At 67.2% G+C, this 25,261-nt stretch carries 28 protein-coding genes and 3 pseudogenes; 18 read left to right on the forward strand and 13 right to left on the reverse strand.

From position 1 onward, the window contains the following. Window positions 1-756 precede the first annotated feature (756 nt). Both ACWFR4_RS35560 and ACWFR4_RS35565 read left to right on the forward strand, forming a co-directional pair. Complete coding sequence (locus ACWFR4_RS35560) at window positions 757-2,184, forward strand: MFS transporter (RefSeq protein ID WP_453656112.1); 1,428 nt, start codon at window positions 757-759, stop codon at window positions 2,182-2,184. A gap of 991 nt (window positions 2,185-3,175) precedes the next feature. Beyond that, window positions 3,176-4,018, forward strand: a complete 843-nt coding sequence (locus ACWFR4_RS35565) for a SigB/SigF/SigG family RNA polymerase sigma factor (RefSeq protein WP_453656046.1) — start codon at window positions 3,176-3,178, stop codon at window positions 4,016-4,018. A 243-nt stretch (window positions 4,019-4,261) separates the two neighbouring features. Here ACWFR4_RS35565 and ACWFR4_RS35570 read toward each other — a convergent pair whose 3' ends face one another. Beyond that, window positions 4,262-5,464: a PP2C family protein-serine/threonine phosphatase gene (locus ACWFR4_RS35570; protein ID WP_453656047.1), complete on the reverse strand. Its 1,203-nt coding sequence runs from the start codon at window positions 5,462-5,464 to the stop codon at window positions 4,262-4,264. 591 nt (window positions 5,465-6,055) lie between these two features. On the opposite strand from ACWFR4_RS35570, the gene ACWFR4_RS35575 reads away from it, so the two are divergent. Together ACWFR4_RS35575 and ACWFR4_RS35580 are read left to right on the forward strand one after the other, a co-directional pair. After that, entirely contained in the window at window positions 6,056-6,304 is a 249-nt protein-coding gene (locus ACWFR4_RS35575) for a hypothetical protein (protein WP_453461338.1), read from the forward strand. An 8-nt stretch (window positions 6,305-6,312) separates the two neighbouring features. After that, window positions 6,313-6,500: pseudogene (locus tag ACWFR4_RS35580) on the forward strand (hypothetical protein); the annotation flags it as partial. 43 nt (window positions 6,501-6,543) lie between these two features. Here the strand turns inward: ACWFR4_RS35580 and ACWFR4_RS35585 are convergent. From ACWFR4_RS35585 to ACWFR4_RS35610, 6 genes and pseudogenes are all read right to left on the reverse strand, one after another. Further along, a pseudogene (locus ACWFR4_RS35585) lies at window positions 6,544-6,696 on the reverse strand (non-homologous end-joining DNA ligase); the annotation flags it as partial. A gap of 15 nt (window positions 6,697-6,711) precedes the next feature. After that, window positions 6,712-8,559 (reverse strand): transketolase, encoded by a 1,848-nt coding sequence (locus ACWFR4_RS35590; protein ID WP_453656048.1) that lies wholly within the window; start codon window positions 8,557-8,559, stop codon window positions 6,712-6,714. Between the two features lie 171 nt (window positions 8,560-8,730). Then, window positions 8,731-9,132 (reverse strand): annotated as a pseudogene (locus tag ACWFR4_RS35595) (hypothetical protein); the annotation flags it as partial. A gap of 105 nt (window positions 9,133-9,237) precedes the next feature. Then, entirely contained in the window at window positions 9,238-9,531 is a 294-nt protein-coding gene (locus ACWFR4_RS35600; RefSeq protein WP_453656049.1) for an SDR family NAD(P)-dependent oxidoreductase, read from the reverse strand. A gap of 183 nt (window positions 9,532-9,714) precedes the next feature. Next, a complete protein-coding gene (locus ACWFR4_RS35605; protein ID WP_453461330.1) occupies window positions 9,715-9,987 on the reverse strand; it encodes an ANTAR domain-containing protein in 273 nt (90 codons plus the stop codon). A gap of 285 nt (window positions 9,988-10,272) precedes the next feature. Next, window positions 10,273-10,938, reverse strand: a complete 666-nt coding sequence (locus ACWFR4_RS35610) for a hemerythrin domain-containing protein (protein WP_453656050.1) — start codon at window positions 10,936-10,938, stop codon at window positions 10,273-10,275. Window positions 10,939-11,211: 273 nt separating this feature from the next. On the opposite strand from ACWFR4_RS35610, the gene ACWFR4_RS35615 reads away from it, so the two are divergent. The 5 genes from ACWFR4_RS35615 to grpE all read left to right on the forward strand — a co-directional run bounded on the left by ACWFR4_RS35615 (window position 11,212) and on the right by grpE (window position 15,572). After that, entirely contained in the window at window positions 11,212-11,907 is a 696-nt protein-coding gene (locus ACWFR4_RS35615) for a DNA polymerase ligase N-terminal domain-containing protein (RefSeq protein WP_453656051.1), read from the forward strand. Next, the gene (locus ACWFR4_RS35620; RefSeq protein WP_453656052.1) at window positions 11,904-12,251 is read left to right on the forward strand and encodes an ATP dependent DNA ligase; all 348 of its coding nucleotides are present in this window, start codon (window positions 11,904-11,906) and stop codon (window positions 12,249-12,251) included. Before ACWFR4_RS35615 ends, ACWFR4_RS35620 begins: the two co-directional genes overlap by 4 nt. A 191-nt stretch (window positions 12,252-12,442) precedes the next feature. After that, window positions 12,443-12,859: an SseB family protein gene (locus ACWFR4_RS35625; protein ID WP_453461320.1), complete on the forward strand. Its 417-nt coding sequence runs from the start codon at window positions 12,443-12,445 to the stop codon at window positions 12,857-12,859. 326 nt (window positions 12,860-13,185) lie between these two features. Then, window positions 13,186-15,075: a molecular chaperone DnaK gene (gene dnaK / locus ACWFR4_RS35630; protein WP_453656053.1), complete on the forward strand. Its 1,890-nt coding sequence runs from the start codon at window positions 13,186-13,188 to the stop codon at window positions 15,073-15,075. A 2-nt stretch (window positions 15,076-15,077) separates the two neighbouring features. Beyond that, window positions 15,078-15,572, forward strand: coding sequence for a nucleotide exchange factor GrpE (grpE, locus tag ACWFR4_RS35635; RefSeq protein WP_453656054.1), 495 nt, complete (start codon window positions 15,078-15,080; stop codon window positions 15,570-15,572). Between the two features lie 110 nt (window positions 15,573-15,682). Here grpE and ACWFR4_RS35640 read toward each other — a convergent pair whose 3' ends face one another. Then, on the reverse strand, window positions 15,683-16,651 hold the full coding sequence (locus ACWFR4_RS35640; protein ID WP_453656055.1) for an SRPBCC family protein: 969 nt from the start codon (window positions 16,649-16,651) through the stop codon (window positions 15,683-15,685). A 3-nt stretch (window positions 16,652-16,654) separates the two neighbouring features. Then, window positions 16,655-17,524, reverse strand: a complete 870-nt coding sequence (locus ACWFR4_RS35645) for a histone H1-like repetitive region-containing protein (RefSeq protein ID WP_453656056.1) — start codon at window positions 17,522-17,524, stop codon at window positions 16,655-16,657. Between the two features lie 249 nt (window positions 17,525-17,773). Between ACWFR4_RS35645 and ACWFR4_RS35650 the strand changes: the two genes are divergently transcribed. The 9 genes from ACWFR4_RS35650 (at window position 17,774) to ACWFR4_RS35690 (ending at window position 22,076) form a co-directional block, all read left to right on the forward strand. Further along, window positions 17,774-18,121, forward strand: coding sequence for a gas vesicle protein GvpO (locus ACWFR4_RS35650; RefSeq protein WP_453656057.1), 348 nt, complete (start codon window positions 17,774-17,776; stop codon window positions 18,119-18,121). Window positions 18,122-18,148: 27 nt separating this feature from the next. Further along, a complete protein-coding gene (locus tag ACWFR4_RS35655) occupies window positions 18,149-18,667 on the forward strand; it encodes a gas vesicle structural protein GvpA (protein WP_453455939.1) in 519 nt (172 codons plus the stop codon). Between the two features lie 3 nt (window positions 18,668-18,670). Beyond that, entirely contained in the window at window positions 18,671-19,384 is a 714-nt protein-coding gene (locus ACWFR4_RS35660) for a GvpL/GvpF family gas vesicle protein (RefSeq protein WP_453455942.1), read from the forward strand. A gap of 9 nt (window positions 19,385-19,393) precedes the next feature. Then, the gene (locus ACWFR4_RS35665; RefSeq protein ID WP_453455945.1) at window positions 19,394-19,645 is read left to right on the forward strand and encodes a gas vesicle protein GvpG; all 252 of its coding nucleotides are present in this window, start codon (window positions 19,394-19,396) and stop codon (window positions 19,643-19,645) included. Window positions 19,646-19,674: 29 nt separating this feature from the next. Then, complete coding sequence (locus ACWFR4_RS35670; RefSeq protein ID WP_453455948.1) at window positions 19,675-20,073, forward strand: gas vesicle protein; 399 nt, start codon at window positions 19,675-19,677, stop codon at window positions 20,071-20,073. Further along, a complete protein-coding gene (locus tag ACWFR4_RS35675; RefSeq protein ID WP_453455951.1) occupies window positions 20,066-20,878 on the forward strand; it encodes a GvpL/GvpF family gas vesicle protein in 813 nt (270 codons plus the stop codon). Before ACWFR4_RS35670 ends, ACWFR4_RS35675 begins: the two co-directional genes overlap by 8 nt. Continuing rightward, the gene (locus ACWFR4_RS35680; RefSeq protein WP_453455954.1) at window positions 20,875-21,126 is read left to right on the forward strand and encodes a gas vesicle protein; all 252 of its coding nucleotides are present in this window, start codon (window positions 20,875-20,877) and stop codon (window positions 21,124-21,126) included. The genes ACWFR4_RS35675 and ACWFR4_RS35680 overlap by 4 nt, the downstream gene beginning before the upstream one ends. Continuing rightward, window positions 21,104-21,511, forward strand: a complete 408-nt coding sequence (locus ACWFR4_RS35685; RefSeq protein WP_453455957.1) for a gas vesicle protein K — start codon at window positions 21,104-21,106, stop codon at window positions 21,509-21,511. Before ACWFR4_RS35680 ends, ACWFR4_RS35685 begins: the two co-directional genes overlap by 23 nt. A gap of 250 nt (window positions 21,512-21,761) precedes the next feature. Beyond that, on the forward strand, window positions 21,762-22,076 hold the full coding sequence (locus ACWFR4_RS35690) for a CsbD family protein (RefSeq protein ID WP_453455960.1): 315 nt from the start codon (window positions 21,762-21,764) through the stop codon (window positions 22,074-22,076). 360 nt (window positions 22,077-22,436) lie between these two features. Here ACWFR4_RS35690 and ACWFR4_RS35695 read toward each other — a convergent pair whose 3' ends face one another. The 4 genes from ACWFR4_RS35695 to ACWFR4_RS35710 all read right to left on the reverse strand — a co-directional run bounded on the left by ACWFR4_RS35695 (window position 22,437) and on the right by ACWFR4_RS35710 (window position 25,162). Further along, window positions 22,437-22,592 carry a DUF6131 family protein gene (locus ACWFR4_RS35695; protein ID WP_453455962.1) on the reverse strand — a complete coding sequence of 52 codons (156 nt, stop codon included), beginning with the start codon at window positions 22,590-22,592 and terminating at the stop codon, window positions 22,437-22,439. Between the two features lie 605 nt (window positions 22,593-23,197). Beyond that, the gene (locus ACWFR4_RS35700) at window positions 23,198-24,226 is read right to left on the reverse strand and encodes an iron-containing redox enzyme family protein (RefSeq protein ID WP_453656058.1); all 1,029 of its coding nucleotides are present in this window, start codon (window positions 24,224-24,226) and stop codon (window positions 23,198-23,200) included. Further along, the gene (locus ACWFR4_RS35705) at window positions 24,223-24,483 is read right to left on the reverse strand and encodes a CDGSH iron-sulfur domain-containing protein (RefSeq protein ID WP_453455967.1); all 261 of its coding nucleotides are present in this window, start codon (window positions 24,481-24,483) and stop codon (window positions 24,223-24,225) included. Before ACWFR4_RS35705 ends, ACWFR4_RS35700 begins: the two co-directional genes overlap by 4 nt. Then, a complete protein-coding gene (locus ACWFR4_RS35710) occupies window positions 24,467-25,162 on the reverse strand; it encodes a HemK2/MTQ2 family protein methyltransferase (protein WP_453456112.1) in 696 nt (231 codons plus the stop codon). Before ACWFR4_RS35710 ends, ACWFR4_RS35705 begins: the two co-directional genes overlap by 17 nt. Window positions 25,163-25,261: the final 99 nt, after the last annotated feature.

Genomic DNA, 25,261 nt, shown 5'->3' on the forward strand with positions numbered 1-25,261 from the left:
CCTGCCGGAACTGCGGGGTCGTTGCCCACGCAGATCGGAACGCTTCCCACAACATCGCCACCCGTGGCGAGAGCGTGTGGAATGCGGGGCGTGAGCCACGCGCCCCTGTCACCCCCTAGGGGTGTCTGGACGGAGGAGTCCACCCCAGCAGCCAGCTGAGCACTACCTCCAAACCCGGTCCTTATAGGGCCCCTTTAGGGCCGGGTCAAGTTGACAGCTGGTCGCAGGCGCCCCTCTCCCTACCCGTTCTGCAGCACCGGGTTGTGAGTCGCCGTTTGCCGACATGGGTGCATCCACTCCGGCCTCTCCCCCACCAGGAACAGCTCGGCAGGAGTGCGGCATTGGCCGCCTGGGGTGGCTGCCCAACCGGCAGGAGGCGTAACGGGGTGCCCTCACCCCTTACGCTCCGCCGCGGGCACCTTGTGTGGGCGAGCGTCACCATGTGTGCGGCGGCGGCGCCTGGGCACCTGGCGGATATTGGATTCTCTGCGGCCGGCAGTGCGCGCCCGCCCGGACTAGGAGGTAGCCGCGGTGATGAGCCCCGCCCCATCGGGGGAACACGAAGGCAGGGAGCAGGGCTCGGGTGGTGGAGGCGCTGGAATCGGGCCGGGCGGCAGCCGGGGCCTGGGCAAGGGCCGTAGCCAGCGCCCTGATCCGCTCGACGAGGCTGCGGCGCCGGGTGGCTCCGAGCTCGGCGTCATCACCACGGCCGTACCGGCCCGGCTGGACCGCCTGCCGTGGTCACGCTGGCACTGGATGATCGTCATCGGTCTGGGCACCGTGTGGATTTTGGACGGCCTCGAAGTGACGACGGTCGGCAACATCGCGAGCCGGCTGTCGGAGGAGGGCTCCGGGCTGGATATCACGTCCGCTCAGGTCACAGGCCTTGCCGCGGCCCTCTACGTGGCAGGTGCCTGCTCGGGTGCACTCTTCTTCGGCTGGCTCACCGACCGGTTCGGCCGCAAGAAACTGTTCATGGTGACGCTTGCGGTCTACCTCGCCGCGACCGCGATGACCGGTCTGTCCTTCAGCGCGTGGTGGTTCTTCCTCTTCCGCTTCCTCACCGGTTTCGGCATCGGCGGCGAGTACGCGGCCATCAACTCGGCGATCGACGAGCTGATCCCGTCGAAGTACCGGGGCCGGGTCGACCTCATCATCAACGGCAGCTACTGGCTGGGCGCGGTCGGCGGAGCGCTGCTGTCGATCGTCATGCTGAACACGGACTACTTCCCCAAAGACCTCGGCTGGCGGCTCACCTTCGCTCTCGGCGTCGTCCTGGGCCTGGTGGTCCTCCTCGTACGGCGGCACGTGCCGGAGAGCCCACGGTGGCAACTCATCCACGGGCACCACGAGGACGCCGACAAGCTTGTCGACTCCGTGGAGCGGGAGGCCGAGGATGAGAAGCACGAGGAACTGCCGCCCCCCGCAGGCGAGATCACGATCCACGAGCGCAAGAGCATCGGCTTCGGGCTCATCGCGAAGACCGTCTTCCACAGCTATCCGAAGCGCGCGGTGCTCGGGCTGTCTCTCTTCATCGGGCAGGCCTTCCTCTACAACGCGATCACCTTCGGCTTCGGCGCGATCCTCACCACGTTCTTCGATGTCGGCAGTGGCCACACCGGCTACTACTTCGCGGTGATCGCGGCCGGCAACTTCGTCGGCCCGCTCGTGCTGGGCCAATTGTTCGACACGGTCGGGCGACGCATCATGATCGCGGGCACGTACATCGTGCCTGGCATTCTGCTGTTCATCACGGCCTGGCTCTTCGACCGGGGCTCGCTCACGGCCAACACCCTCACCGCTTGCTGGTGCGTCGTGCTGTTCTTCGCCTCGGCGGGGGCCAGCAGCGCCTACCTCACCGTCTCCGAGGTCTTTCCGATGGAGACCAGGGCTATGGCCATCGCGTTCTTCTACGCGATCGGTACGGCTGTCGGCGGGATCAGCGGCCCGCTCATCTTCGCCGGCCTCACCGAATCCGGCGTCCCCGGCGATACGGCTCTCGCCTTCTGTATCGGGGCAGGCCTGATGTGCGCGGCAGGCATCGTCGCGGCCTTTCTTGCGGTCAACGCCGAGCAGCGTTCCTTGGAGGACATCGCGAAGCCTCTCTCCCAGACGGACGATACCGGCGGACAGCCTCCTGGCCGAGGCGGCGGGCCGGCCGCCGTGGATGGCACGGTGGGCTGAGCGGCCACCGCGCCGTCTCTCACACGCCGGCAGGCCGAGAAGGCTGAGGGCCCGCATCTCTGGTGGCCGCCACGCAGCGGCTGACGGGCTGAGGCATGGCGCCGGATCGGGCCCAGGGACCTCTTCGGCTTGCGGGCCGACCATGCCCGCGGCCGGCTGTCTCTACCGCTGGTACGGAAGGGGGCCGGCTGGCGGGACGCGACTGGGAGACGGCGATCGATGGGCCGACTCGTAGGCCACTCCCGGGAACGCCGCGTGGCGTCCACTTTCGTGTGGGCGGAGGACCACAGTGATTCACGCCTGTCACTCCGGCCGGCCGGACAGGACTTGGGCGGGTTGGCGGTCGAGGTCTCCTGGTGCTCGGCGAGAGCCCGAACAGGCGGCAACACCTCAGGCTCCGCCGCGCCCCGAGCGCCCCGGCTTCGTCTTCCCCACCGCTACATCCGTGCATCCAGCTGATTCGAGACGCGTCTCCTCATCACCCGCGGTTCGCGCCGTAGCCGACCGCGGCACCCAACTGCCTGGCCTCTGTGCAGCAACTTGCCTGCGTTCAGCCCTTGTTGGCTGCTGGGCCACCGTTCGGCCCCAGCGGCCAACTGCACCGCAAAGAGAGAGGATGGGAAAGCGCTGCGGCCGTGAGGCCGTTGATGCGGCCGAAAGCTACCTGCGCCCACGCACGCCGCAGCGCGCGTGCGCCGCACCGCGGACCACTGATGTCGGGGCACGCCCCGCGCATCATGCAGCATGAGCAGCAGGTACCGCGCGGTGGGCCCCGCCGCACCCCCGGCCGCACGGGCACGGCGGGGCCCCGATTCGAGGCCGACGGTGTTTGGAGAGAAGATGAGGGGATAGGCGCACAACAACGGTGCTTCGGACCAGAGGCATCCGCCGCGAGCGGCGTATCGCCCCCTGGTCGATGACGGTCCGGGTGCTCCGACTTCTTCGCTTCTCGCGGACGGCCCCTGCAGCAGACCGTTGAGGAGCGAATTTCATGCTCACCCACCAAACACATACCGCCTACCGCCGCAGGCCCTCCCGTCGACTGCACGACGACAGCCCCGACACGGCGGCTGCCTTCGTTCACCTCGCGGGCTTGGATAAAGGGCCTGAACGGGATCTATTGCGCGAAGAGGTCGTCGAGGCGTGGCTGCCCGTGGCGCACCGTATCGCCATCCGCTTCCACAACAAGGGCGAAAGCGTCGAAGACCTCCACCAGGTCGCGGCCATGGGGCTGCTCAAAGCGGTCAACAACTACGACCCGCAGCGTGGCCGGTTCGAGCCCTACGCCGTCCCCACCATCAGGGGCGAGCTGCGCCGGCACTTCCGCGACCACATGTGGGACGTCCACGTCCCCCGGCGCGTGCAGGACCTGCGCAACAAGGTCCGGCTCGCCCGTCGCGACCTCGCCCAGCAGCCCGGAGCCGGCTCGGAACCCAGCGTGGCCGCCATCGCCGCCCACACTCAGCTGACCGAGGACGAGGTCCGCGACGGCCTCAAAGCCATCGACGGCTTCAGCGCCCTGTCCCTGGACGCGGGGCTCCTGTCCTCAGGCGACGACGCCTTCAGCCTCGCGAACGCGCTCGGTGCACCCGACGGAGCCTACGACGTGATCACCGACCGGGAAGCCGCCAAGGCCGGTCTTGAACACCTCCCCGAACGGGAACGTACTATCCTCTACCTGCGGTTCTTCGAGGACATGACACAGAGCCGGATCGCGGAACACTTCGGAATCTCGCAGATGCACGTCTCTCGTCTCATCCAGACCAGTTGCCAGCGCGTACGCGAGGAAGCCACCCGCGACGTAGAGCAGACCGAGGACGCCCCGTCAGCCTGAAACGAAACACAACCGGTCCGCATACCGGCACGGAAGGCCTGGACCGGTTTCAGCGACGCACGATCGGGCGGGGCGCTCCGGGTGACCGCGGCCCCGCCCTCCGTGCCCCCACGGCCGCGAGCCTTCGCCCCTCCGTACAGGAGGGGCGAAGGCGGTCACCGCACCAAGGCGAGCGCGCGAGGCGGGCCGGAACTCCCGAGACTCGGGCCCCTACCTTTGCGGCACCCGGCGGGAATTCGGACGTCAGGTGCCGTACGCCTCTGGCGCCCGCGGCGGGTTCCGCCACTCGAGCATGAGGATCGTCGCGTCATCCCGGAGGCGGTTCTCCTGGGCATCCAGGATCGCGTGGATGAGGCGCCGGAGTGTCTCCGGCGCCAGCTCCCCCGTCGTGGCGGCCCGGACGACGTAATCGGCGAACCGTTCCAGCCCGAGTTCACCGCCGTCCGCCGTACGGGCTTCCGTGACACCGTCGGTGAACATCAGTACGCGATCCCCAGGCTCGAGGGAGATTTCGTGCACCCGTCGTGGCTCCACAGTGAAGACGGCCGGCATCCCCATGGGCGGGTCGGCGTCGCGGTCCATCGCTCCGGCGACCAGGCGTTGATCGCGGATGAGGAGCGGCGCCGCGTGTCCGCAGTTGATCCAGCGGAACTTGCCCGTGACCAGGTCAAGTTGGGCGAGGACGGAAGTGCAGAACCGGTCCGGCAGCCACTCGGACAGGGCCGTGTCGACGGACTCCACGAGGTCCGGGAGGTCTGCTCCGTTGCGACGCGCGTGACGGCAGGCTGCCAGCGCGACCACTGAGGTCAGGCCGGAGGCCAGATCGTGCCCCATGGCATCCAGGATCGCGGCGTGGAGGGTCGAGTCGGTGAGTGCGTGGTCGTACGCGTCCCCTCCGACCTCGTACGCCGGTTCCAGGACGGCTGTCGACACGGCGCGTGTCGACCCGATCGTGCGGGGCGGAAGGTAGGCGAGCAGCATCTCGGCGGGCAGTCGCATGCGTTCCGTACGGGTTTGCCGGACGTAGGTGTCCTTGTACGCCCGCTTTGACGTGACCATCATGGCGAGCAGGGCTGCGAGTGTCCTGCCTCGGCGCAGCGACAGCGGATCGAGGGCGGGCGACCGTACAGCGAGGACCCCGAGGCGTTCCGCCCCGTCCACAAGCGGCAACCAGGCTGTCATCCCTCCGAAGTCGGACTCCTCGACGCGCAGGGACTGGGTGCGGTAGGTCCAGCCGGCGAGCGAGTCGTCGATCGGAAGCGTCGGTACCACGTCGTTGAGCGGCGTCAGCTGTCGTTGCTGCAGATCGGCCATGTACACCACGGAATGCTCAAGTCCCAGGGCCTTGGAACAACGCGCGACAGCGGTGGTCAGGTCGAGCGCCGAGGTGCCGGGATCCGCGAGGAACTCACCCAGGGCAACGTCAGGGATCTCAGGAACCGACACCTCATCACCCCTGCTCCGGAAGCTGGTCCGGTCCACGGCGGATGCGTACCTGTGCAGTCTCACACCGGGGTGCCTGGCTCGCGCGTGGAGAGAAGACTCGTCGTGGCTCTTCGGAGTCTCCGCGGTGCCTGGGTTCGCTGTCCGGCCAGGGAAATGCCCAGGTGAACGGAGGCTTGTATCGAACGCGCCCGAGGACCCCCCGGGAAGGGTTTGAGCTTCTCGTCGGTTCTGGAGAGCCTGGGACGGGGGCACGGCTTTCTCCTCAGCCGGCGTGATCCAAGCAGTCCGCCACGACGCCCTCGTCAAGGGCTGCCCGCACCAGCGCCGAGGCCACTGCCGCATTCGTCGCCGCGTCATCGGCGGTCCGGACCAGCATGACGCACCGACCGCGGGAAGCGCACACGGGCGCCCCCATCTGCCGGAGCGCAGCGGCCTTCCCATCTTGCGGCCGGCGGCAACGCCCGCGAGCCGGGACCAGCGCCCTGGCGGTTCATCCCCGCCCTGAGTCGCACACGCCGCGCTTCGTTTCCGTCTGAGGGGGTACTCGCGCGGCACACTGATGAACAAACGCATCGAAGAAGCGAGAGCACTGTGAGTGACGACCGCCGGAAAGCACCAGACTCGGGGCCCACGCCGAGGGACATGCCCGATCAGCAGGCCGGAACCGGTCCGGCCCCGTGGGAGGCCGCCGCCGAGTCGACGCAGCGGGCCGACGAGCAGGAGCCCGAGCCCGACCCGGAGATCCCTGACACGGATGAGGCGGGTACAGGACGGCGGGGCGCTCCTCACTCCGCAAGCGCGAGGCCCGAGCACCCTGTGCCCGACGAACCCTCCGGGTGATACTCGGCGACAAGGTCGTCCAGAGCGAGGGCGATCCCGACTCCCGGTCAGCCGGGGCAGGCTGTGCCCCAAGGGGTCGGCCACGCTTCAGCTCATCACCGGCACCGCCCGCCGCCACCAGGTGCTGTACCGCCGGCCGTACGCCACCGGGCCATACGCCACCGACTGGGAGCCTTGGGACCTGGAGACCGCCATGCCGTCGGGTGGCGTTTCAGCATCGTGGGGCGGCCCCGCAGGTGCGGCGGCATGAAGCGGGCGACGGTTCGGTAGTACTCGACGAGGTCACTCTTCGTGTACTCCTTGCCGCTCCCGCTCGCGGGGAACAGCACCTTGCCCGGTCGGTGGATGTCGAGGGTGCGGCCGCCCACGCGGACCGTCTCGGTGCTGGTCATGTCGGTGTTCTCCGGTCAGCGCACAGCGGCCGTCTCGACGAGCAGCCGTGCCGCCGCCGCGATCGTCTCGGCATCGATGCCGGCTGCGTGCAGTTGTTCCGCGGGACTCGCCGAGCCGGGCATCGTGCGGACAGCCAGACGCAGCAGACGCGGGACCGGACGGCCGTCGGTGAAGGCGTCAAGCACTGCGTCTCCGATGCCGCCCTCCTCCCGGTGGTCCTCCACGGTCAGGAGGCATCCGGTGATATCGGCGGCTTCGCGCAGCGTACGGCGATCGACGGGCTTGACCGAGTAGAGGTCGATCACCCGGACCTGAACGCCTTCACGGTCGAGCAACTCGGCAGCTTTCAGGGCCTCGTGGAGGGTGACGCCCGCCGCGACCACGGTCAGCCGGTCCTTGCCGGAGGCGCGCAGCACCTTGCTTCCGCCGATCGGGAACTCCTCGGTGGGGCTGTAGATGACAGGGGTGTCACCGCGGGAGGTACGCAGATAGCGGATGCCGTCGAGGCCGGCCATCTCCGCGACGAGTTTGGCCGTCTGGTTGGCATCACATGGGTACAGCACGGTGGCGCCGTGCACAGCCCGGAACATCGCCAGATCCTCGAGCCCCATCTGCGAGGGCCCGTCCTGGCCGATGGCGACGCCCGCGTGCGACCCGACGAGATTGATCCCGGCCCCGCTGATCGCGGCCATGCGCACGAAGTCGTACGCGCGGGTGAGGAACGCGGCGAACGTGCAGGCGTACGGGACCCAACCGCGCGTGGCCATGCCGACCGAGGTGGCGACCAGTTGCTGCTCGGCGATATAGCACTCGAAGAAGCGGTCGGGGTGCTCCTTGGCGAAGAACTCGGAGCGTGTCGAGTCGCTCACCTCTCCGTCCAGGGCGACGACGTCGCCGCGTGCGGTTCCGACGGCGGCGAGCGCCCGCCCGTAGGCGTCGCGTGTGGCGACCTCGTCGCCGGTCTCGTAGCGGGGAAGGTCCGCATGCCCCGATCCCACGGGATGCAGCAGCCGCGCGGCCGGCGGATGGGGCACCTCGACTCGCAGATCGCGTGCACCGCCGAGTTCGGCGATCGCTTCCTCGGGGTCCGGCAGCGGCTTGCCGTGCAGCCCCTCGCGGTCCTGGACGGAAGCCACGCCCTTGCCCTTGAGGGTGCGGGCGAGGATCGCGGTCGGCTGCCCGGAGGTGGACAGCGCCTCGTCGTATGCTCGGTCGACGGCGTCGATGTCGTGCCCGTCGACCTCGACGGTGTGCCAGCCGAAGGCCTGGAAACGGCGTGCGTAGGCGCCCAGATCGTGTCCGTGCCGGGTCGGGCCGCGCTGGCCCAGACGGTTGACGTCGACGATCGCGGTGAGATTGTCCAGGTGTTCGTATCCGGCGTGCTCGGCGGCCTCCCACACGGAGCCCTCGGCGAGCTCGCTGTCGCCGCACAACACCCAGACGCGGAATCCCGCACCGTCGAGCCGCTTGCCGGCCAACGCGATGCCGACGCCGACGGGCAGCCCCTGTCCGAGGGAGCCGGTGGCCGTCTCGACCCACGGCAGTCGCCGGGGGGTCGGATGGCCTTCGAGCCGGCTGCCGAGCCTGCGGAAGGTGAGCAGCTCGGTGTCGTTGATCGCGCCGACGGCCTTGTACGCGGCGTACAGCAGTGGTGAGGCGTGCCCCTTCGAAAGCACGAACCGGTCATTGCCGGGATGTGCGGGACGGTCGAAGTCGTAGCGCATGTGGTTCGCCAGGAGAACGGCCATCAGGTCGGCGGCCGACATCGAGGAGGTCGGATGCCCTGAACCTGCTGCGGCGGACGCACGAACGCTGTCGACGCGCAGCTGCTGGGCGAGTTCAGTTAGTTGACGGGTCTTCATGTCGCTCCTCCCGAAGAGCTCTCACGCCGGTCAGCGTCTCCCGCTACGCACGCCGGTTCGGGCGACGCGGTGTCCAGCGGCGCCGACCGCGATCGGACAAGGCCCAACTGCACCGCCTGACGCGGCAGCACGGCGTCCAGCGGCCAGTCCGCGGAGATTCGGACACCATCCCTTGGCGTAGGTCCTGGCGCGCACGTCCATGCCACGCCGGCGCAGAACGCGGTCGGCCGTGCCCGACAGCCGCTCGTCCAGCTCGGGCAGGACGCGCTCGGCGATGTCCAACAGCAGCCACCGGGGCCGCATGCCCTCCCGCAGCGGCTGCTTGCGCACCAGCGCATCGGTGAACAGCTGCCCGTGGACAGCGACTTCCCGGGTGCCGGTGAGCGAGACGGGGACACCGCCTGACCCCAGGACGCCTACGGCGACCTGAGGCAGCAGGGGCACATCCCGAAAGCGGTCGGTCGGGTTGAGGAGGATGATCTCCGCCTCGTGCCGGGCCGGCCGAGACAAAGCGCGAGCCGGCCGATACCCGGCGAAGCAGGCACCAACGGTCACAATTCGAGGTCGCGCCACGTTTCACCTCCGAGGTGGTCGCTCATGCGGGCTTACCGCGTCCCCTTGTCCGGCGCCGCCAAGCATCGCGGGATGGCCCGCGGTGAGCACCTCCCGGGCTGTGGGTCACCTTGATTCGTCGGGCGTGACCTCCGTGCGGGGGGCGAAGACTCCGGCGAACGCGTTGTTGAACCAGACATCGATCCGGACGAACGCGTCGACCACTTGTTGGGCAGCGCGATCAGCGGCCTTGGGGTCGGCCACGTCAACCGTGACGTCGATCGCCTCGGGGCACGCGTGCAGCACCTCGTCCGCCGCGGCCAGTCCGGCACTGCCCCGGGCCAAGAGAGCGACGCGGTCGCCGCGGGCCGCGAAAGCCAGGGCCGTGGCCCGACCCACGCAGACGCTCGCTCTGGTCACGACGACCGTCCTTGGGCGCCGGATCATGACGCGCCGGGCCGGGCGTCGTCGTGTTCGAGCTGGTCCAAACGGTCCATGGCGGCCGGGTACCCGACCACCAGGACACGTAACACCGTCTTTCGCCGGCGTCGGAGTGCGGAGTGCCTCCGACTGCCCGAGCCGTGGCGCCGCCTTTGCGCCTGATCAGAATCTGGGTGCCGACCTGCGCTGGGCGAGCTGGCGATCCAGCTCAGTGCGGATGTCGGTGCACAACACGCCCGAGCGGCCCCACTCGACCAGCAGCTCGGCAACGTGCCGGAGCTTGATGTCTGTGCGCATGGAAGTCTCCCGCAGGACGTCCCAGGCCTCCGCCGACGTCAGCCGTCCTACGGCGATGAGCACACCGGCCGCCTGGTCGACCACCGCGTCGAAGGCCCCCGGCTGCGGCCGCCCGGCTCCGCCCTCCCGGTCCAGCACGGGTTCCTCAGGACCTTCGGCCGCAGGTTCGTCGCTTCGCTGCTCATGGGGGTGGGGCCTCAACGGTGCCTCCAGGACAATCATCGACAAATGTAGCCACCACTTTCACTGTCCCCGAGTGACGTGACAATCCGCCGAGAGGCGTACGGCTTGCCCTTGGGCGTGGCACAACCACAGCCACCTCAGAAGGCGACTGGAGTGCCGCCCCATGTGGAGACCTCCGCCCATCAGGCAGAGACCTCACATGCTTCGGAATTTTCGGTCGTGGCCTCGCGGGATCGAGCCCTAGGCACCGCGGCCACGGTCGTGGATCTCGCGCATGGCCTTGTTCGTCTCCGCCTTCGCCTGGTCAGCCTTGCCATCGGCTTGCATGCGGCGATCGCCGAAAAGCTTGCCGACCATCTCCTTCGCCTTGCCCTTGACCTTGTTCCTACCGACCTTGCCCGTCATGATGACTCCTTCTTCCCACGTCGCCGCCTTGTCCCGGCTTCGACAGCCGGCGTTCGTCATTCGGTGGACAGCGCCTCGGGGAGTTGTCCGACCTGCGGGTCCGACAGGGCGCGGGCAACGTCGGCCTGCGCGACCATGCCGATCAGGCTGTGCCCGTCCATAACGGTCAGTGACCTCGGATTCCAGCTTTGCCACTGTCGTGTCGAACTGATCGCCGTCGCCGTCGCGGCCTTCGAGATCCTTGAGCAGCCGCACCGCCTCGGCATGGTCCTCAAGCTCCTTGTCCGCCAAAGCGTCGCCGCCGTCGACGTGTTCACGCACCGCCAGGTAGAGGTACTGCTCTTCGGCGACCGAGTGCCGGACCAGCTCGACGGTCAGTTCATCCGCCAGTTCACGGCGCCGGGTGTCCCGGGCCGGCTGCGCCTCGATGCGGATGAACAGCTCGTCCACCTCTCGTTGGCCGACGGTCAGCTCCGCGATGACGGTTCCACCGGGCCCCATGGCAGGGCCCTCCTTTTCGATCTGGTCACCGAGAACGAGCAGGCACACCCGTCCTCTGGACCGCCTGGGTACCCGAAGACCACGCCGCCACACATGCCTTTTCCTCGCCATTCGGCATGCCTCCGCTCGTTCCGTCGACAGGCCACCATCGGCCCGGAGCTCTCACGAGCTCATCGATTCCACGGCTCACACGGTGGCCCGAGGGTCGTGTGTCCGTGACGATCACGGGTACTCGACCGCAGCGGACACTCGGCCCCGAAGGAGAGAGCTGCCGTGAGCGAGAAGGACAAACTGCGGACCTATCGCGGGAAGCGGCACTTCGACCGGACGAGTGAGCCGACCGGCGGGCGCGCGATGAAGGACCAGGCGCCACCGGCCGACCAGGCGCCACCGGCCACGCACGAGGAGCCCACGTTCGTGGTGCAGATCCACGACGCGAGCACGATGCACTTCGACTTCCGCCTTGAGGTCGAGGGAGTGCTGAAGTCCTGGTCGGTCCCGAAGGGGCCCTCCCCTGACCCGCAGGACAAGCGACTCGCCATCCCCACCGAGGACCACCCCCTGAACTACAGGGATTTCGAGGGGTTGATCCCAGAGGGCGAGTACGGCGGCGGAACCGTCATTGTCTGGGACCGTGGTACGTACCGGCCGACCAGCCATGACAAGCGAAACCGGCCGGTGCCGTTCGGGCAGGCCTTGGAGGACGGTCACGCCACGTTCGAGTTGCACGGCAAGAAGCTGCACGGCCGGTACGCACTCACCCGGTTCCACGGCCGTGAGGAAGCGAGCGGCGGGGCCTCCAGGAAGCCGACATGGCTTCTCGTCCGGACCGGTCACGGACACGGCAGCGGTGGCAGCACTCCCGATCCACGGCGGGCCCGCTCGGCCCGCAGCGGCCGAACGCTGCGCCAGGTCTCCGAGGCGCCGGACGCACCCACATGGGAGGCAAACGGTGGTGAGCGGGAATGACCGGCCTGCTGGACGCGCTGCCGCCCGGAACTGGAGAGCCGCACCCGCATGCCTGCTCCGGGAGTCGAACTGGCGGCCTCTCCGATGCCAGCAAGGTCGGCATCGGGTTCGATCGGCGCACCCTGCTTGCGCTGCGGCAGGAACTCGACCAACTCCAGGCAGCCGACTCACCCTTCGCGGGACGGATCGCCGAGCGGACCGCCCACTGGGTGCGGCCGCGGCTCGTGGCGCAGATCGCCTTCTCGGAGTGGACACGCGACGGCATGCTGCGCCACTCCCGCCACCTGGGGCGACGAAACGACAAGATTCCGACCGACGTCATCAGGGAGCGCGGTGAGCCATGAGCAGTGAGAGAACCTGATGCGGGCACCTACCCGACGGGTAGCTGCTGCCCGGGCGTGCCGGCCCGTCCTCGCCGCCGACACTCTGGTGCCGCATAGTTGAATCACTCCCGGGTACCGGAGAGCGGAGACGGCAGACCCCCACCCGGCGAACCACGCCGGGCGGCCCACTCGGAGCCATGAGGGGACAAACAATGTGTGACGACAGCATCCCCGAGGAACTGTTCGCGGCCGCCGCCCAGGACGCCCTACGCGACCTCCACCAAGCTCCCGACGACCTGGCCGCGCTGGACACACTGGCCGCCTGCGACATTCTCGTTCCTGAACCTACCGAACTCGACACGCACGACCACCCAGAAGACGGCAGGCTGACCCTCCCCGTGATCGACGACCCGCCACGCCTCCGTGCCGTTCCCGTCTTCACATCAGCGGAGCGAATGGGCCAGGTACTCCCCGATGTTCTCGTAAGTCACCAGATACAACTTGGACTGCTGGCCGCCAACTGGCCCACCGACGAAGACCTGGCACTCCTCATTGACCCTGGCCACCACGACGGCCTCATCCTCACCGGCAAAGGCGTACGAGCCCTGCTCGCCCCGCCCCGGACATGACCGCCACCTCAGCAAGCGCTCATGACGGCAGTTACCTCCCACCCAGCACAACCGAACACAGTGCTACGTCGGCATTTCCACCGTAGCCACCATCAGCAAGGCCGCCGCCACTCTGTGGTGGCCCGCGAGTCCGTCGGGCAAGCGCCGTGGCCGCCTGTGCCCCTTACATCCGGGCCGGCCGTGTGGCCCTTCGAGGCATGGGTACTAAAGATACAAAACGGGCGGTATGTACACGCCCGAGCTCCTACTGCGAACGGGTCGGCCCGGTGAGAACGGAGGGTGGCGTGACGGGACACCGTCAACCATGACAGAGGAGGGAGAGGCAGATGACGCGCTCGGTCGGTATCGATCTCGGCACGACGAACTCGGTGGTCTCGGTCCTCGAGGGCGGTGAGCCCACCGTAATCACCAATACGGAAGGGGCCAGGACCACCCCATCGGTCGTGGCCTTCGCCAAGAGCGGCGAAGTACTCGTCGGCGAGGTGGCCAAACGACAGGCCGTGACGAACGTGGAGCGCACCGCGCGCTCCGTGAAACGGCACATGGGAGACCACAACTGGCGGTTTCCGGAAGACGCAGACATCAACGGCAAGCGGTACAACGCCCAGGAGATCTCCGCGCGCGTGCTGCAGAAGCTGAAGCGGGACGCGGAGGCCTACCTCGGTGAGGACGTCACGGATGCGGTGGTCACCGTCCCGGCGTACTTCGACGACACCCAGAGGCAGGCGACGAAGGAAGCCGGGGAGATCGCCGGTCTGAATGTCCTGCGTATCGTCAACGAGCCGACGGCCGCGGCATTGGCGTACGGGTTGGACAAGGAGAACGACCAGACCGTGCTGGTCTTCGACCTGGGTGGCGGCACCTTCGACGTGTCGCTCCTCGAGATGGGCGAGGGCGTCATCGAGGTGAAGGCCACCAACGGCGACACCAACCTCGGCGGTGACGACTGGGACCAGCGCGTCGTGGACCACTTGGTCCAGCAGTTCAAGAACGGCCACGGCGTCGATCTGTCCAAGGACAAGATGGCGGTGCAGCGCCTGCGGGAAACCGCTGAGAAAGCGAAGATCGAGTTGTCCTCGTCGACCGAGACGACGATCAACCTGCCCTACATCACGGCGTCCGCCGAGGGCCCGCTTCACCTGGACGAGAAGCTCACGCGCGCCCAGTTCCAGCAGCTCACGTCCGACCTCCTGGAGCGCTGCAAAACACCGTTCCACAACGCGATCAAGGACGCCGGCGTCAAGCTGTCGGACATCAACCACGTGATCCTGGTGGGCGGCTCCACGCGTATGCCGGCCGTGACCGAGCTGGTCCGCGAGCTCACGGGCAAAGACCCGAACAAGGGCGTCAACCCGGACGAGGTCGTCGCCATCGGCGCCGCCCTGCAGGCCGGTGTCCTCAAGGGTGAGGTCAAGGACATCCTGCTCCTCGACGTGACCCCGCTGTCCCTCGGCATCGAGACCAAGGGAGGGATCATGACGAAGCTCATCGAGCGCAACACCACGATCCCGACCAAGCGCTCCGAGATCTTCACGACGGCCGATGACAACCAGCCGTCCGTGCAGATCCAGGTCTACCAGGGCGAGCGCGAGATCGCGGCGTACAACAAAAGGCTCGGGATGTTCGAGCTCACCGGTCTGCCGCCGGCCCCGCGTGGTCTCCCGCAGATCGAGGTCGCCTTCGACATCGACGCCAACGGCATCATGCACGTGACCGCGAAGGACCTGGGCACGGGCAAGGAGCAGAAGATGACCGTCACCGGCGGCTCTGCCCTGCCCAAGGACGACATCAACCGCATGGTCCACGAAGCCGAGAAGCACGCCGAGGAAGACCACCGTCGCCGCGAGGCCGCCGAGACGCGCAACCAGGGCGAGCAGCTCGTCTACCAGACGGAGAAGTTCCTCAAGGACAACGAGGACAAGGTGCCCGGCGAGGTCAAGACCGAGGTCGAGGAGTCGCTCACCGAGCTGAAGGAGAAGCTCAAGGCCGAGTCCGCCGAGGGCGACAACACGGCCGAGATCCGCACCGCCACCGAGAAGGCCGCCGCCGTCTCGCAGAAGCTGGGCCAGGCCATATACGCCCAGGCGCAGGGCGCGCACGGCGCGCAGGCCGCGGGCGGCCCCGAGGCCGGTGCCCCGGGCGGCGAGCACAAGGCCGCTGACGATGAAGTCGTCGACGCCGAGATCGTCGACGATGACAAGCCCGAGGCGGGCTGACCATGGAGAAGGAACGACTGCCGGTCACAGACCTCTCACTGCGGCGCCTGCTCGAGGAGCGCACGGCCGACCTGCAGCGGGTGAAGGCGGAGTACGACAACTACCGCAAGCAGGTACGGCGGGATCGCATGGCCGTGCGGGAGATCGCCGTCGCCAACGTTCTTCGCGCGCTGCTTCCCGTGCTGGATGCCGTGGACCGCACGTGCGAGCACGAGCCGATCACGCCGGGTCTTCACGACATCGCCGATACCCTGCGAACCCAGCTCGGCTCGCTGGGCCTTCAGTCGTTCGGCGAGAAGGGCGACGCGTTCGACCCCGCCTTCCACGACGCCGTGGCCCATCATGTCTCCTCGGACGCCGACCGGTTGGCCTGTACGCAGATCCTCTGCCTCGGGTACCGAGTCGGTGACCACCTGCTGCGTCCGGCCCACGTGGAGGTCGTCGGACCGCCTCGACCCGAAGGGGATCCCCACCTCGGGCATGACACAGAGATCTGAGGGACGCAGTACCGCTCCTGATCAGGCGGGGCGCCGAATCAAGGCGGTCACCGTTCCCGGCCCGAAGAACGCGATCCCGGCCAACTCATACCCGGGACCGCGTCCGTCGCCTACTCCTCGTCCTCGGTGTCCTCCTCGTAGTACTCGGCCTCATCCTCGTCCTCGTAGCCCTCTTCCCCGCCCTCCTCGCCTTCCTCGTCACCGGACCCCTCTTCCTCGGCCTCGGCTTCCTCGCCCTCGGCTTCCTCGCCCTCGGCTTCCTCGTCCTCCATGGCCTCTTCATGCGTGCGGACGACCTCGCCGTCGCGGATTTCGCCGCGCCAGCCTTCGACGTCCTCGTCCGTGAAGGTGACGTACCGCTGGAAGTGCTTGAAGTCCAGGCGCAGTCGGCGGCCTTGGGCACGCCAGAGGTTTCCAGTCTTTTCGAAGAACCCCGAAGGGTAGTACTCGACGACCAGTACGATCCGTGTGAGGCTCGGCGCGAGCTCGTGGAAGGTCACACTTCCGCGGGTGCTGCCCTTCGCCCCCTCAGACGTCCACACGATCCGGTCGTCCGGCACCTGCTCCTGCACGGTGGCCTTCCAACTGCGGGTCGAAGGCCCCACCTTCACCTTCCAGTCGCTGGTGGTCTCGTCCCCCTGGGAGACACTTCGCACTCCTTTGGTGAAGCTGCTGAATGCCTCGTACTGGGTCCAGTAGTCGTATGCCGTGCGGATAGGTACGCCGATGTCGAGGGCTTCGACGATGTTCATCGATTTGGAGGTGCCCGCCTTCCGCTTCCCGCCGCCACCGAGCACCTCTTTCGCCTTGCCCACCACGCTGTCCTTGACGCTCTTGGCCTTCTCACCGACGAGAGCCTTCAGGGGAGAGTCCCCCTGAAGAATCCGGAGGCCGGCTTTGGGGAGGGGACCTCCGTTCTCAGCCGAATCGAGGAGCTGATCGGTCAAGTCCCCCAGTTTGTCGCCTGCTTTGTCGGCCAAGCCCTCCACACGGGCACTGAGGTGGTCGAGCAGTTCGTCGCGGAGTTGCTCCATTCCTGAAGGCTCGTCGCGGCCGGCTTGGCGATCTTTGGTAGCCATGGCTTACCTCCGCCGCGTTGTCGTCTTCTTGGAGGCTGTTTTCCTGGCCGACGTCCTCTTGGCAGGCGCCTTCTTGGCAGGCGCCCGCTTAGCCGCCGCCTTCTTGGCAGGGGCCTTCTTGGCAGGGGCCTTCTTGGCAGGCGCCTTCTTGGCCGGGGCCCTCTTCTCGGCGGTCTTCTTGGCGGAAGAGGTCCTGCCAGATGTGGACTTCTTCGTTGCGGCCTTCTTGGCGGGCGCCTTCTTGGCCGGTGACCGCTTCGTTGCGTCGGCGGAGCCACGTGATGCAGGACTGGATGATCGACCGCGGTCACCGGAAGGCTGTCGGCGCCGCCTGCGCGGCTGTTCCTCCTCGGCTTCCTCTTCCTCGGCTTTCTCTTCCTCGGCTTCCTCTTCCTCACCCTCCTCCTCTTCGGGCTCCTCTTCCTCCTCATCGAGCTCTTCGTCCTCGTACTCGTCCTCCCCCTCCTCGCGGTCGCCCCCCTCGTCCTCCCCGTACTCGCCCTCGTACCCTTCCTCTCCCTCGCCCTCTCCCTCTTCCTCTCCCTCGCCTTCGTCCTCCTCCTCGCCGAGCCGCAGCGTCCGCTCACGAAGCGATCCGGCCAGTTCCGCGAGCTTGCGGTCGGCGGTGGCCGCCACAGCCTTGCGTCCGGCAGTCAGCAATTCTCCGCGCACCTGTTCATTCAGATCAGCGACCTGCGGAATCTCGCTCAGCTGACGCACTCCCTGAGTGATGAGCTGCTGGGGATCGAGCCCGAACCGCCGACCGGCGAGATACGTGGCGACAGCAAACGCGAGCCGGGCCTTCTTCGTCCTCCCCAGGACGTACCCCCCTGCCACCGCACCGGCGAGAGCAATCTTCGTGGTCTCATTCATGGGCTGGCCCCCTTCGGAAGCACAGGCAAGTCGTGTCAGACGAACACCTTTTGCATGGCCCGCAGTTGAAGCGCGGGATTCCACGGGGACCCATCACTGGGCGCTGCCGGCTTACGACTCTCAGGTACTCGCCGATCCTGCCGTTCGGACCGGAGTACGCCTTCAGCGGTGCGCCAAATGTCCCTATATCATGGAATTATAGGTTCATCCGTGAAATCTGGCTTCTGCTCCTATCCCATCGGTGGCGTCATGCCCGCTGAAAATCCCCCCAAGCGCCGGTCCGGGACGGGCGCCCGCGCTCACGAGGGAGGCGGCGCCGCTCGGCACCGCTCCGGCAAGACCAACGCGGCGCAGGCCATGCGGTCCGCGGCGGAGCAGTTGTACGAGTTGCTCGGTCGGCGTCCCGAGTCGGTCTCCTCGGTGAAACCGACGGAGGACGGCTGGGTGGCGGATGTCGAGGTACTAGAGCTCGAACGCATCCCTGAGACGACGAGCGTGATGGCCAGCTATCGCGTCACTCTGGACAAGGAGGGCGACCTGGTGGGTTACGAGAGGGTCCGGCGCTATACACGTGGGCAGATCGACCGTCGGGGCTGAGGGCACCGGTCGGTGAAGGGAGGCACCATGAGCATGGTGCCGCAGGGCGGCAACAGCGTTTCCAGAGGCGGCACAGGGAGTCTGTACGACGTCCTGGAACTCATTCTTGATCGCGGACTCGTGATCGATGTGTTCGTCCGAGTTTCGTTGGTAGGGATCGAGATCCTCAAGATCGACGCCCGGATCGTGGTCGCGAGTGTCGACACCTATCTACGCTTCGCGGAAGCCTGCAACCGCCTTGATCTCGAGGCGGGAAGGAAGGCGCCCGCCCAACTGACCGACATCGTCGGAGACACGGTCGAGAGCGGTGCCAAGGGGAAGTCCAAAGGCGCTCTGACCGGCGCCGTGGATGCGGTCACCGACACCATCAAAGGCGTCACCGGCGGCGACAAGGACGAAGACGAGGACGACGAGAGCGAACCTGAGAGCGAAGAGAGCGAACTCGAGGAGGAGGACACCAGAGAGAGGGAGCCCGTGGAAAGGCGACGGCGGTCCCCCCGACGGACGGCCCGTCGCGACAGAGGCTCGTCCCGCGAGAAGGAATGAGCGATGGCCGTATACATCTACTCGATCACCAGCAAGCAGCACCCCCTCCGGCTCGACGGACTCGACGGCGTGGGCGATCCACCCACCCAACTGCGCACCGTGATTGGCGGAGCACTGTGCGCCGTCATCAGCGATGCGCCGGACGGCTTGCGCCCCAAGCGTCGTGATCTTTCTGCACATCACGAGGTCCAGGACCGTCTCATGGAAGACGGTGCGATGCTGCCGCTGAGGTTCGGTTTTCTGGCCCCGGACGACGAGGCAGTACGACTTGCGCTCGAGGAACGCGCCGAGGAGTACACGGCCAGACTGGAAGCACTCGAGGACACCGTGGAGTACAACCTCAAGGCGTCGCAGGACGAAGACACTCTGCTACGGCAGATTCTTGACTCGTCGCAGGAGGCGCGGCAGCTCAACGACGAAATCCGCAGCGGAACCGCCGGTCCCGAGGCCCCTGTCAGACTCGGCGAGGTGATCGCCGCGGAGGTCCAGGCGCGCCAGCAGGCACTGGCCCACGGGGTCATCGAGGCGCTTCGCCCTTACTCCCGGGACAGGGAGTCGTCCCAGCTGACCGGCGAAGACTTCCTCAATGTCTCGTTCCTCGTACCTCACGATCATGAAGAGATGTTCCTCACCACGGAGTTGAGCGTCGCCAATCAGCTGGGTGAGGACTTCCACTTCCGACTCAACGGCCCCCTACCTCCCTACAGTTTCGTCTAAGGAACCACCATGGGCCTGCTCACCCAAATCCTCACCCTCCCTCTCGCACCGGTGCGCGGCGTTGCCTGGGTAGCGGACCGTGTGCTCGAGGCCGCTGAGGACAAGTACTACGACCCCGCGCCCGTCCACCGTGAATTGGCGGATCTCGAGCGTCAGTTGCTCGACGGGGAGATCGACGAGGCGACGTTCGACGAGCGCGAAGACGAACTGCTCGACCGGCTCGATGAAATCAGAGCTCGTCGCGACCGCGGCGCTCCTTAGGCCGCACTACGGAACGCGAGGCCACTCCTGTGACTGACTCTCCCGTCGACAGGCTCGGCTCCTATCCGACCCGAGCCGCGCCGGCCTACGCCCAAGGCTCGTCAGCCAATCTCGCGGACATTCTTGAACGGGTACTCGACAAGGGCATCGTCATCGCCGGCGACATCCAGATCAACCTGCTCGACATCGAGCTGCTCACCATCAAACTTCGCTTGCTGGTCGCATCCGTCGACAAGGCGAAGGAGATGGGCATCGACTGGTGGGAGCACGACCCGTCACTCTCGTCCCGAGCCAGAGGGGAGCGGTCGCTGTCCGAAGAGAACCGGCGGCTGAGAGCTGAGATCGACGCCCTGCGCCAGGGCACCGAGCTCCCCGAGGGGGAACAGGAGCAGGCAAGGCGCCAACCCCGGAGCCAGACCGATGAGTGAACTGGTCACCTACGCCTACGCCGTAGCCCGCGACGCCGACGGGCTCGCAGAGTACGCGGCCACCCTCACCGGCGTCGGCGAGAGCGTCGCACTCGTGACCAGCGACCGCGACGCATCGATTGTCCTCGTGGTGAGCCGCGTCGAAGCGGACGACTTCCAGGAGACCGCCCTCAAAAAGCATCTGGAAGACATGGCGTGGCTGGAGGCCGTCGCCCGCGCCCATCACAGCGTCATCGACGCCCTCGCGACCCGTACCGACGTCCTCCCACTGCGCCTGGCAACCGTCTACCTCGACAACGCGCGCGCCCGTGAGGTACTCGACGACCGAGCGGCGGTATTCGACGAGCAACTCACCCGGCTCGCAGGTCACGTCGAGTGGGGAGTCAAGATCTACGCAGACCCCTCAGCGCCGACTCCCGCCCCGGTCACGGCCGAAGCCGGCGCTCTGTCGCCGGGCCGGGCCTATCTTCGACAACGCAAGGCACAGAAGGGCGTCCGTGACCAGGTGTACCGGGCTGCGCAGCAGGCTGCCGAGCGGGTAGAAACAGTTGGGCGCCAGTTCGCGGTCGGCCGCGCACGTCACCGTGTCCAGCAGGGCGACCTCGCCACCACCGCGGACGAAAACGTCCTCAACGACGCGTACCTCGTCTCCGCAGACCGTGCTGAGACCTTCCGCTCCGAGGTCGCACGGGCTACCGAGGGACTCAAGGGCGTGAGAGTCGAGATCACCGGCCCATGGGCTCCCTACTCGTTCGCGGCAGCCCCTCCCGGGCCGGACCCTCCCATGGACGGACCTATCTCATGATGACGGCAGGCGAACCGTCCGAGGTCACCCCGCTACCGGACCGACAGGTCGCCCTCATCGACCTGCTCGACCGGCTGCTCAGCGGAGGCGTGGTCCTCACCGGGGATGTCGTGCTCTCCATCGCCGACATCGACCTCGTACGCATATCGCTGCGCGCCCTGATCGTGTCCATCGGCCCGGACAATCCCTCGCCATGGCCCCCGCCCGCTCCCACAGGACACAGCGATGACATCCGGAAAACGCGGTAGGCACGCACAGCGCAAAGCCGAGGTCGCCGATGCTGCCACGCGCGCTTTCCGGATGCTGCCCGCCACGCCCCGTGACCTCCTGTCGGACGTCGAGCCCGCCCGTGGATCCTCACACCGGATCAGCTCCGACCCTGACACCGTGGAACGGGACCTGCTCAGGCTGGTTCTCACGCTTGTGGAACTGTTGCGCCAACTCATGGAACGCCAGGCACTCCACCGGGTCGACCAAGGTGACCTCACCGAAGAGCAGGAGGAACGCCTTGGTGCCACGCTCCTGGTCCTTCACGAACGCATGGCTGGTCTGTGTGCCGAGTACGGGCTGACGATGGAAGACCTGAATCTGGATTTGGGGCCACTCGGTACATTGCTGCCGCCCCCCGAGTGACTCCATGCAGCGGCCAGGCCAAGCTTCACCAACAGCGCCAGCCGGGTCTCGGTGACTGGACCGCGCGAAGGCGGGGCCGGGGAGACGTCTGACCTGCTCGGCCGAACTGAGTGCACAAGCCTCGTTCTCGCCAGGATCACCCTCGAGGTACGACGGCCGAGGTCCGTAAACCGTAATAGCAACCCTGAACCAAAGGGTGATCCCGAGCGCCCGCTCATTCTGTCGTGCCACGACAACCCTCGGTAGTCAATTGCCCACCGACCGCCAACGAAAGAATTTACCGGCGTCATTTCCTGGTTCTTGCCTGACAATAGAGAAGGACCATTTCCCAGCCGAGGAGCTGATCCATGTGGCTGGCGCAGGAAAGAAATTGCACGGCAAAGCACAGGAGACCATGGGCAAGGCCAAGCAGAAGATCGGACGGGCAACAGGCGACAACGAGCTGCGAGTGAAGGGCACGGGCGATCGAGTCAAGGGTAAAGCCCAACAGGCAGCTGGCGAAGTCGAACAGACCGTCCGCGGAGGGGCAGAGGAAACGAAGGGAAAGATCCGGAAGCACACCTGACTTCTAAACTGAACGGGCCCCGAAGGGACTGAACTCCCCTCAGGGCCCGAGCCGTTGACCTTGAGCTCAAAATGCCGCTTCCCCGCTCTGTCGCGGCACGAGTACGCCGCCTTCTGCCTGTCCTAGGCAGCCGCAGGATGCACCACCTCGCGCATCACCCCCTGCGCAGCGATCGACTGCGCGTCGCGGCGAGCGACCCTGGATCCGCAGCGAACCGCTTCATGGAGCCGCGATGTCCGCGCAGCTCTCTCTCGCCTTCACGGCGTCAATGCACCGGACGTCGGCGCGAACACCCCACCTGGCGCGCAAGTACGAAGGAAACAAGGACGAGCACGTGAAGGGCATTCGGAGTCACACCGTCTACCAGTAATGACGGCGTCCACCGACAGCGTGACCAACCGCTCCCAAGATCCACAGGACCACACCGATGATCACCAGGACTATCCCGATGGTCCACAGGATGCCGATTCCAGCCAGAAGTCCGATGACGAGCAGGATGACTCCGAGAATGATCATCAAATGCTCCGTTCTCGCATATACTTCCACTCCAGTTTAGGCGCCACTATCGGGGGTGGCATTCCAGGCGGATGGTCCATCGGTCGGGCGACAGGGGGGAACAGCCATGCCGGGTCCGGAGACCAGCGGTCCTCTTGCAGGACCGCGAAGAACATAACGGGGGCTGATGGCGAACGAACAATGCTGCGGCACTGTGGCGTACTTCGCCAGCCCAGCCTGCGGTGCCAGACCAGGCAAACAGCACCATGCCATCAGCGAAGGCGAGCTGCGCCGCCGCACATCGTCCACGACTGTTCCGTATTCGTGCCTGCACATCACGGACCTGGCACGCGGTGGGGCCGAGCATTCCATGTCATGCGTCTTGATCGCACGCACCAATCTCTCGTCGCTGCCCACATGCTCGAATTGCGTGTAGCGGAACCGGCCTCCGGTGTGCGACGTGACCAACACGCTGAATACACCCCCACGCCCCTTTCCGAATACGCAGACCCTCCGGGTCCCCACACGCGTGACGCTGCTGACGTCCGCCGCACTCAGTGCGCGCTCTGCAACCTCCTTCAGAGTGACGGAACATCCGCATCCCCCGGCCGCAGGCTGCGGGGTACTCAGGAGGCGGTGTGCGAGGACAGAGGTTCACGCAGGGCGCTGCGCCCCTGCCGCCACGAGTCCAACAGCTCTGTTGACAGGCGCTCTTCGAGGAAGCTGGTGGCCCGCACGCCGAAGGCGACGTCCGCGTCCAGGCCGGGTTCGGCTTCGAGGAGGCCGCCGACCACGTCGCGTCGGACGACCTGCTCGTGCACGGCGTCCGCCTCGACGTGCTCGTCGTAGAACCGCTGGGCTGCCGCTCCGGCTTCCATCCGCCGCAACGCCTGGGCGAGTCGGCGTGAGCCCGGCGAGGACGTGGTCTCGACGGTGGCGAAGTGACCCACCAGGGCACCCCGCAGGCTGCGGTGCAGGCCGAAGAGCGACATGAGGTTGACGGTGGCAAGTGCGGCCGCGGGCGCCGCGTCGAGATAGTGGCCGTACGCGGTCTCAAGGCCGAGGTCCGCCATCAGTCCGGCGAACAGCCGGGCATGGACGTCCTCCGTGCGTCCGGCACCGAATTCGTCGTACTCAACCGCAACCATTGCGGCCTTCGCCCTGCCGTGCAGCCGGGGAATGACCCAGGCGTGCGGGTCCGCCTCCTTGAGGTGGTAGAGCGAACGCATCGCGGCGTACTCCCTGAACTGCCACAACTCACCGTCGCGTTGCAGGTGGTCGCTCAGGCTGGCGTCGTCGTGCCCGACGGGCTCGACGAGGAGCTCGGCCAGTGTCCGCTCGGCGTCTGCCCGCACGGGCGCGTCGGCCCGCAGGGCGTCCAGGAATCGGTACTCCAGAGCACTGCGCAGGGCCAGTAGCTGCGGATCCCACTCCCGCTCGGCCGCCACGCCCCGGAACCCCTGGTAGTGGAGTTCGTAGAGCACGTACAGGGCGAGGTGGAGGTCGTCGCCGTACGGGTCGGCGCTGTCAGTGCCGTCGTGTGCGATGACGTCGAGGCCGGGGTCCTGCAGGGCGCTGATCACCCGGACGGACAACGGACCCCGGGGAGCGGGCAGTTCGGGCTCCAGTGAACGGGACTCCGCAAGGACGGTCACGGCTTGTCCTCCTCCTCGTTGTCCGAACGCTCCGCCGTCGCGGTGCTCGCCGCATCCGCGGGCTTGCCGCGTCGGCGGTGACTGGTGTCGCACCAGGGGAAGGTGCGGCTTCGTCTGCAGATACAGATCGCGACCTGGAAGCGCCGTGACACGTGCACCACGCCTTCGTCGTCGACGACCTCCACCGGCCCTTCCACCAGGAGGGGCCCCTCGGGCGCGATACTGACCCGGCGCGGGCGCTCAGGGTTGTTCGGCACGAATGACCACCAGTCCTTCTGTCGCCGTCTCCTCCTCTAGGAGCCCCTGCGCACACAGCCATGCTCGACACTCCTGCAGGACGGGGCCGAACGGCACCTGCGCCTTGTCGATCACAGCGGCTCTCATACCAAGGTCTGTAAGCCGGCCGATGCTCTCAGCGGAACCGCATATCTCGGAGTGCACCATCAGCAGCCGACCGCCAGGGCGCAGGGCCCGTTGCGCCGAGTCGCAGACCCGGTTCACCAGACTGCGACCGTCCATACCCCCGTCCCAGGCCCGGGTAACGCCGCGTACCGGCAGTTGCGCCGCGGGCGCGGGCACATACGGTGGGTTGCTGACGACCAGATCGAAGGCGTTGGCATTGCATGCCATGCTCAGATCACCATGCCGGACCGTGATGGAAACGCGGTTGAGGCTGGCGTTCAGGCGTGCTGTCCACACGGCGCGCCAGGAGATGTCGACGGCGGTGACCCGGGCGCCCATCCGAGCGGCGATCACCGCCAGTACGCCCGAGCCGGTACCCAGGTCCAGCATGTCGGTCTGCCCGCTTATGGGCTCGCTCTGCAGGGCCCGCGTCAGCAGGTTGGTGTCGTACTGGGGTGCGTACACCCCGGGCGGCGTCACTAGCCTGGGCCCTTTGGCCTCAAACGCTGGCCGAATGCGTGGCCGTATCGTCATGGGCATCTCATGCGGGGGCAGCTCGGACAGGGACATGTTCACCTTTCATCCTGGGCCAGGTCACCACTGCTGACTACTCGACCAACATCTGCAGCAGAG

This window comes from Streptomyces sp. NPDC055140, assembly GCF_053607285.1.

Excerpts from the sequence above, each read along its gene's own strand:
- ACWFR4_RS35610 (WP_453656050.1), bottom strand. The coding sequence starts at position 10,938 with ATGGGGCCCGGTGGAACCGTCATCGCGGAGCTGACCGTCGGCCAACGA.
- ACWFR4_RS35650 (WP_453656057.1), top strand. The coding sequence starts at position 17,774 with ATGCCCGCTGAAAATCCCCCCAAGCGCCGGTCCGGGACGGGCGCCCGC.
- ACWFR4_RS35590 (WP_453656048.1), bottom strand. The coding sequence starts at position 8,559 with ATGAAGACCCGTCAACTAACTGAACTCGCCCAGCAGCTGCGCGTCGAC.
- ACWFR4_RS35560 (WP_453656112.1), top strand. The coding sequence starts at position 757 with ATGATCGTCATCGGTCTGGGCACCGTGTGGATTTTGGACGGCCTCGAA.
- grpE (WP_453656054.1), top strand. The coding sequence starts at position 15,078 with ATGGAGAAGGAACGACTGCCGGTCACAGACCTCTCACTGCGGCGCCTG.
- ACWFR4_RS35710 (WP_453456112.1), bottom strand. The coding sequence starts at position 25,162 with ATGACGATACGGCCACGCATTCGGCCAGCGTTTGAGGCCAAAGGGCCC.
- ACWFR4_RS35565 (WP_453656046.1), top strand. The coding sequence starts at position 3,176 with ATGCTCACCCACCAAACACATACCGCCTACCGCCGCAGGCCCTCCCGT.
- ACWFR4_RS35620 (WP_453656052.1), top strand. The coding sequence starts at position 11,904 with ATGACCGGCCTGCTGGACGCGCTGCCGCCCGGAACTGGAGAGCCGCAC.
- ACWFR4_RS35640 (WP_453656055.1), bottom strand. The coding sequence starts at position 16,651 with ATGGCTACCAAAGATCGCCAAGCCGGCCGCGACGAGCCTTCAGGAATG.
- ACWFR4_RS35680 (WP_453455954.1), top strand. The coding sequence starts at position 20,875 with ATGATGACGGCAGGCGAACCGTCCGAGGTCACCCCGCTACCGGACCGA.
- ACWFR4_RS35625 (WP_453461320.1), top strand. The coding sequence starts at position 12,443 with ATGTGTGACGACAGCATCCCCGAGGAACTGTTCGCGGCCGCCGCCCAG.
- dnaK (WP_453656053.1), top strand. The coding sequence starts at position 13,186 with ATGACGCGCTCGGTCGGTATCGATCTCGGCACGACGAACTCGGTGGTC.
- ACWFR4_RS35665 (WP_453455945.1), top strand. The coding sequence starts at position 19,394 with ATGGGCCTGCTCACCCAAATCCTCACCCTCCCTCTCGCACCGGTGCGC.
- ACWFR4_RS35655 (WP_453455939.1), top strand. The coding sequence starts at position 18,149 with ATGAGCATGGTGCCGCAGGGCGGCAACAGCGTTTCCAGAGGCGGCACA.
- ACWFR4_RS35675 (WP_453455951.1), top strand. The coding sequence starts at position 20,066 with ATGAGTGAACTGGTCACCTACGCCTACGCCGTAGCCCGCGACGCCGAC.
- ACWFR4_RS35645 (WP_453656056.1), bottom strand. The coding sequence starts at position 17,524 with ATGAATGAGACCACGAAGATTGCTCTCGCCGGTGCGGTGGCAGGGGGG.
- ACWFR4_RS35660 (WP_453455942.1), top strand. The coding sequence starts at position 18,671 with ATGGCCGTATACATCTACTCGATCACCAGCAAGCAGCACCCCCTCCGG.
- ACWFR4_RS35685 (WP_453455957.1), top strand. The coding sequence starts at position 21,104 with ATGACATCCGGAAAACGCGGTAGGCACGCACAGCGCAAAGCCGAGGTC.
- ACWFR4_RS35695 (WP_453455962.1), bottom strand. The coding sequence starts at position 22,592 with ATGATCATTCTCGGAGTCATCCTGCTCGTCATCGGACTTCTGGCTGGA.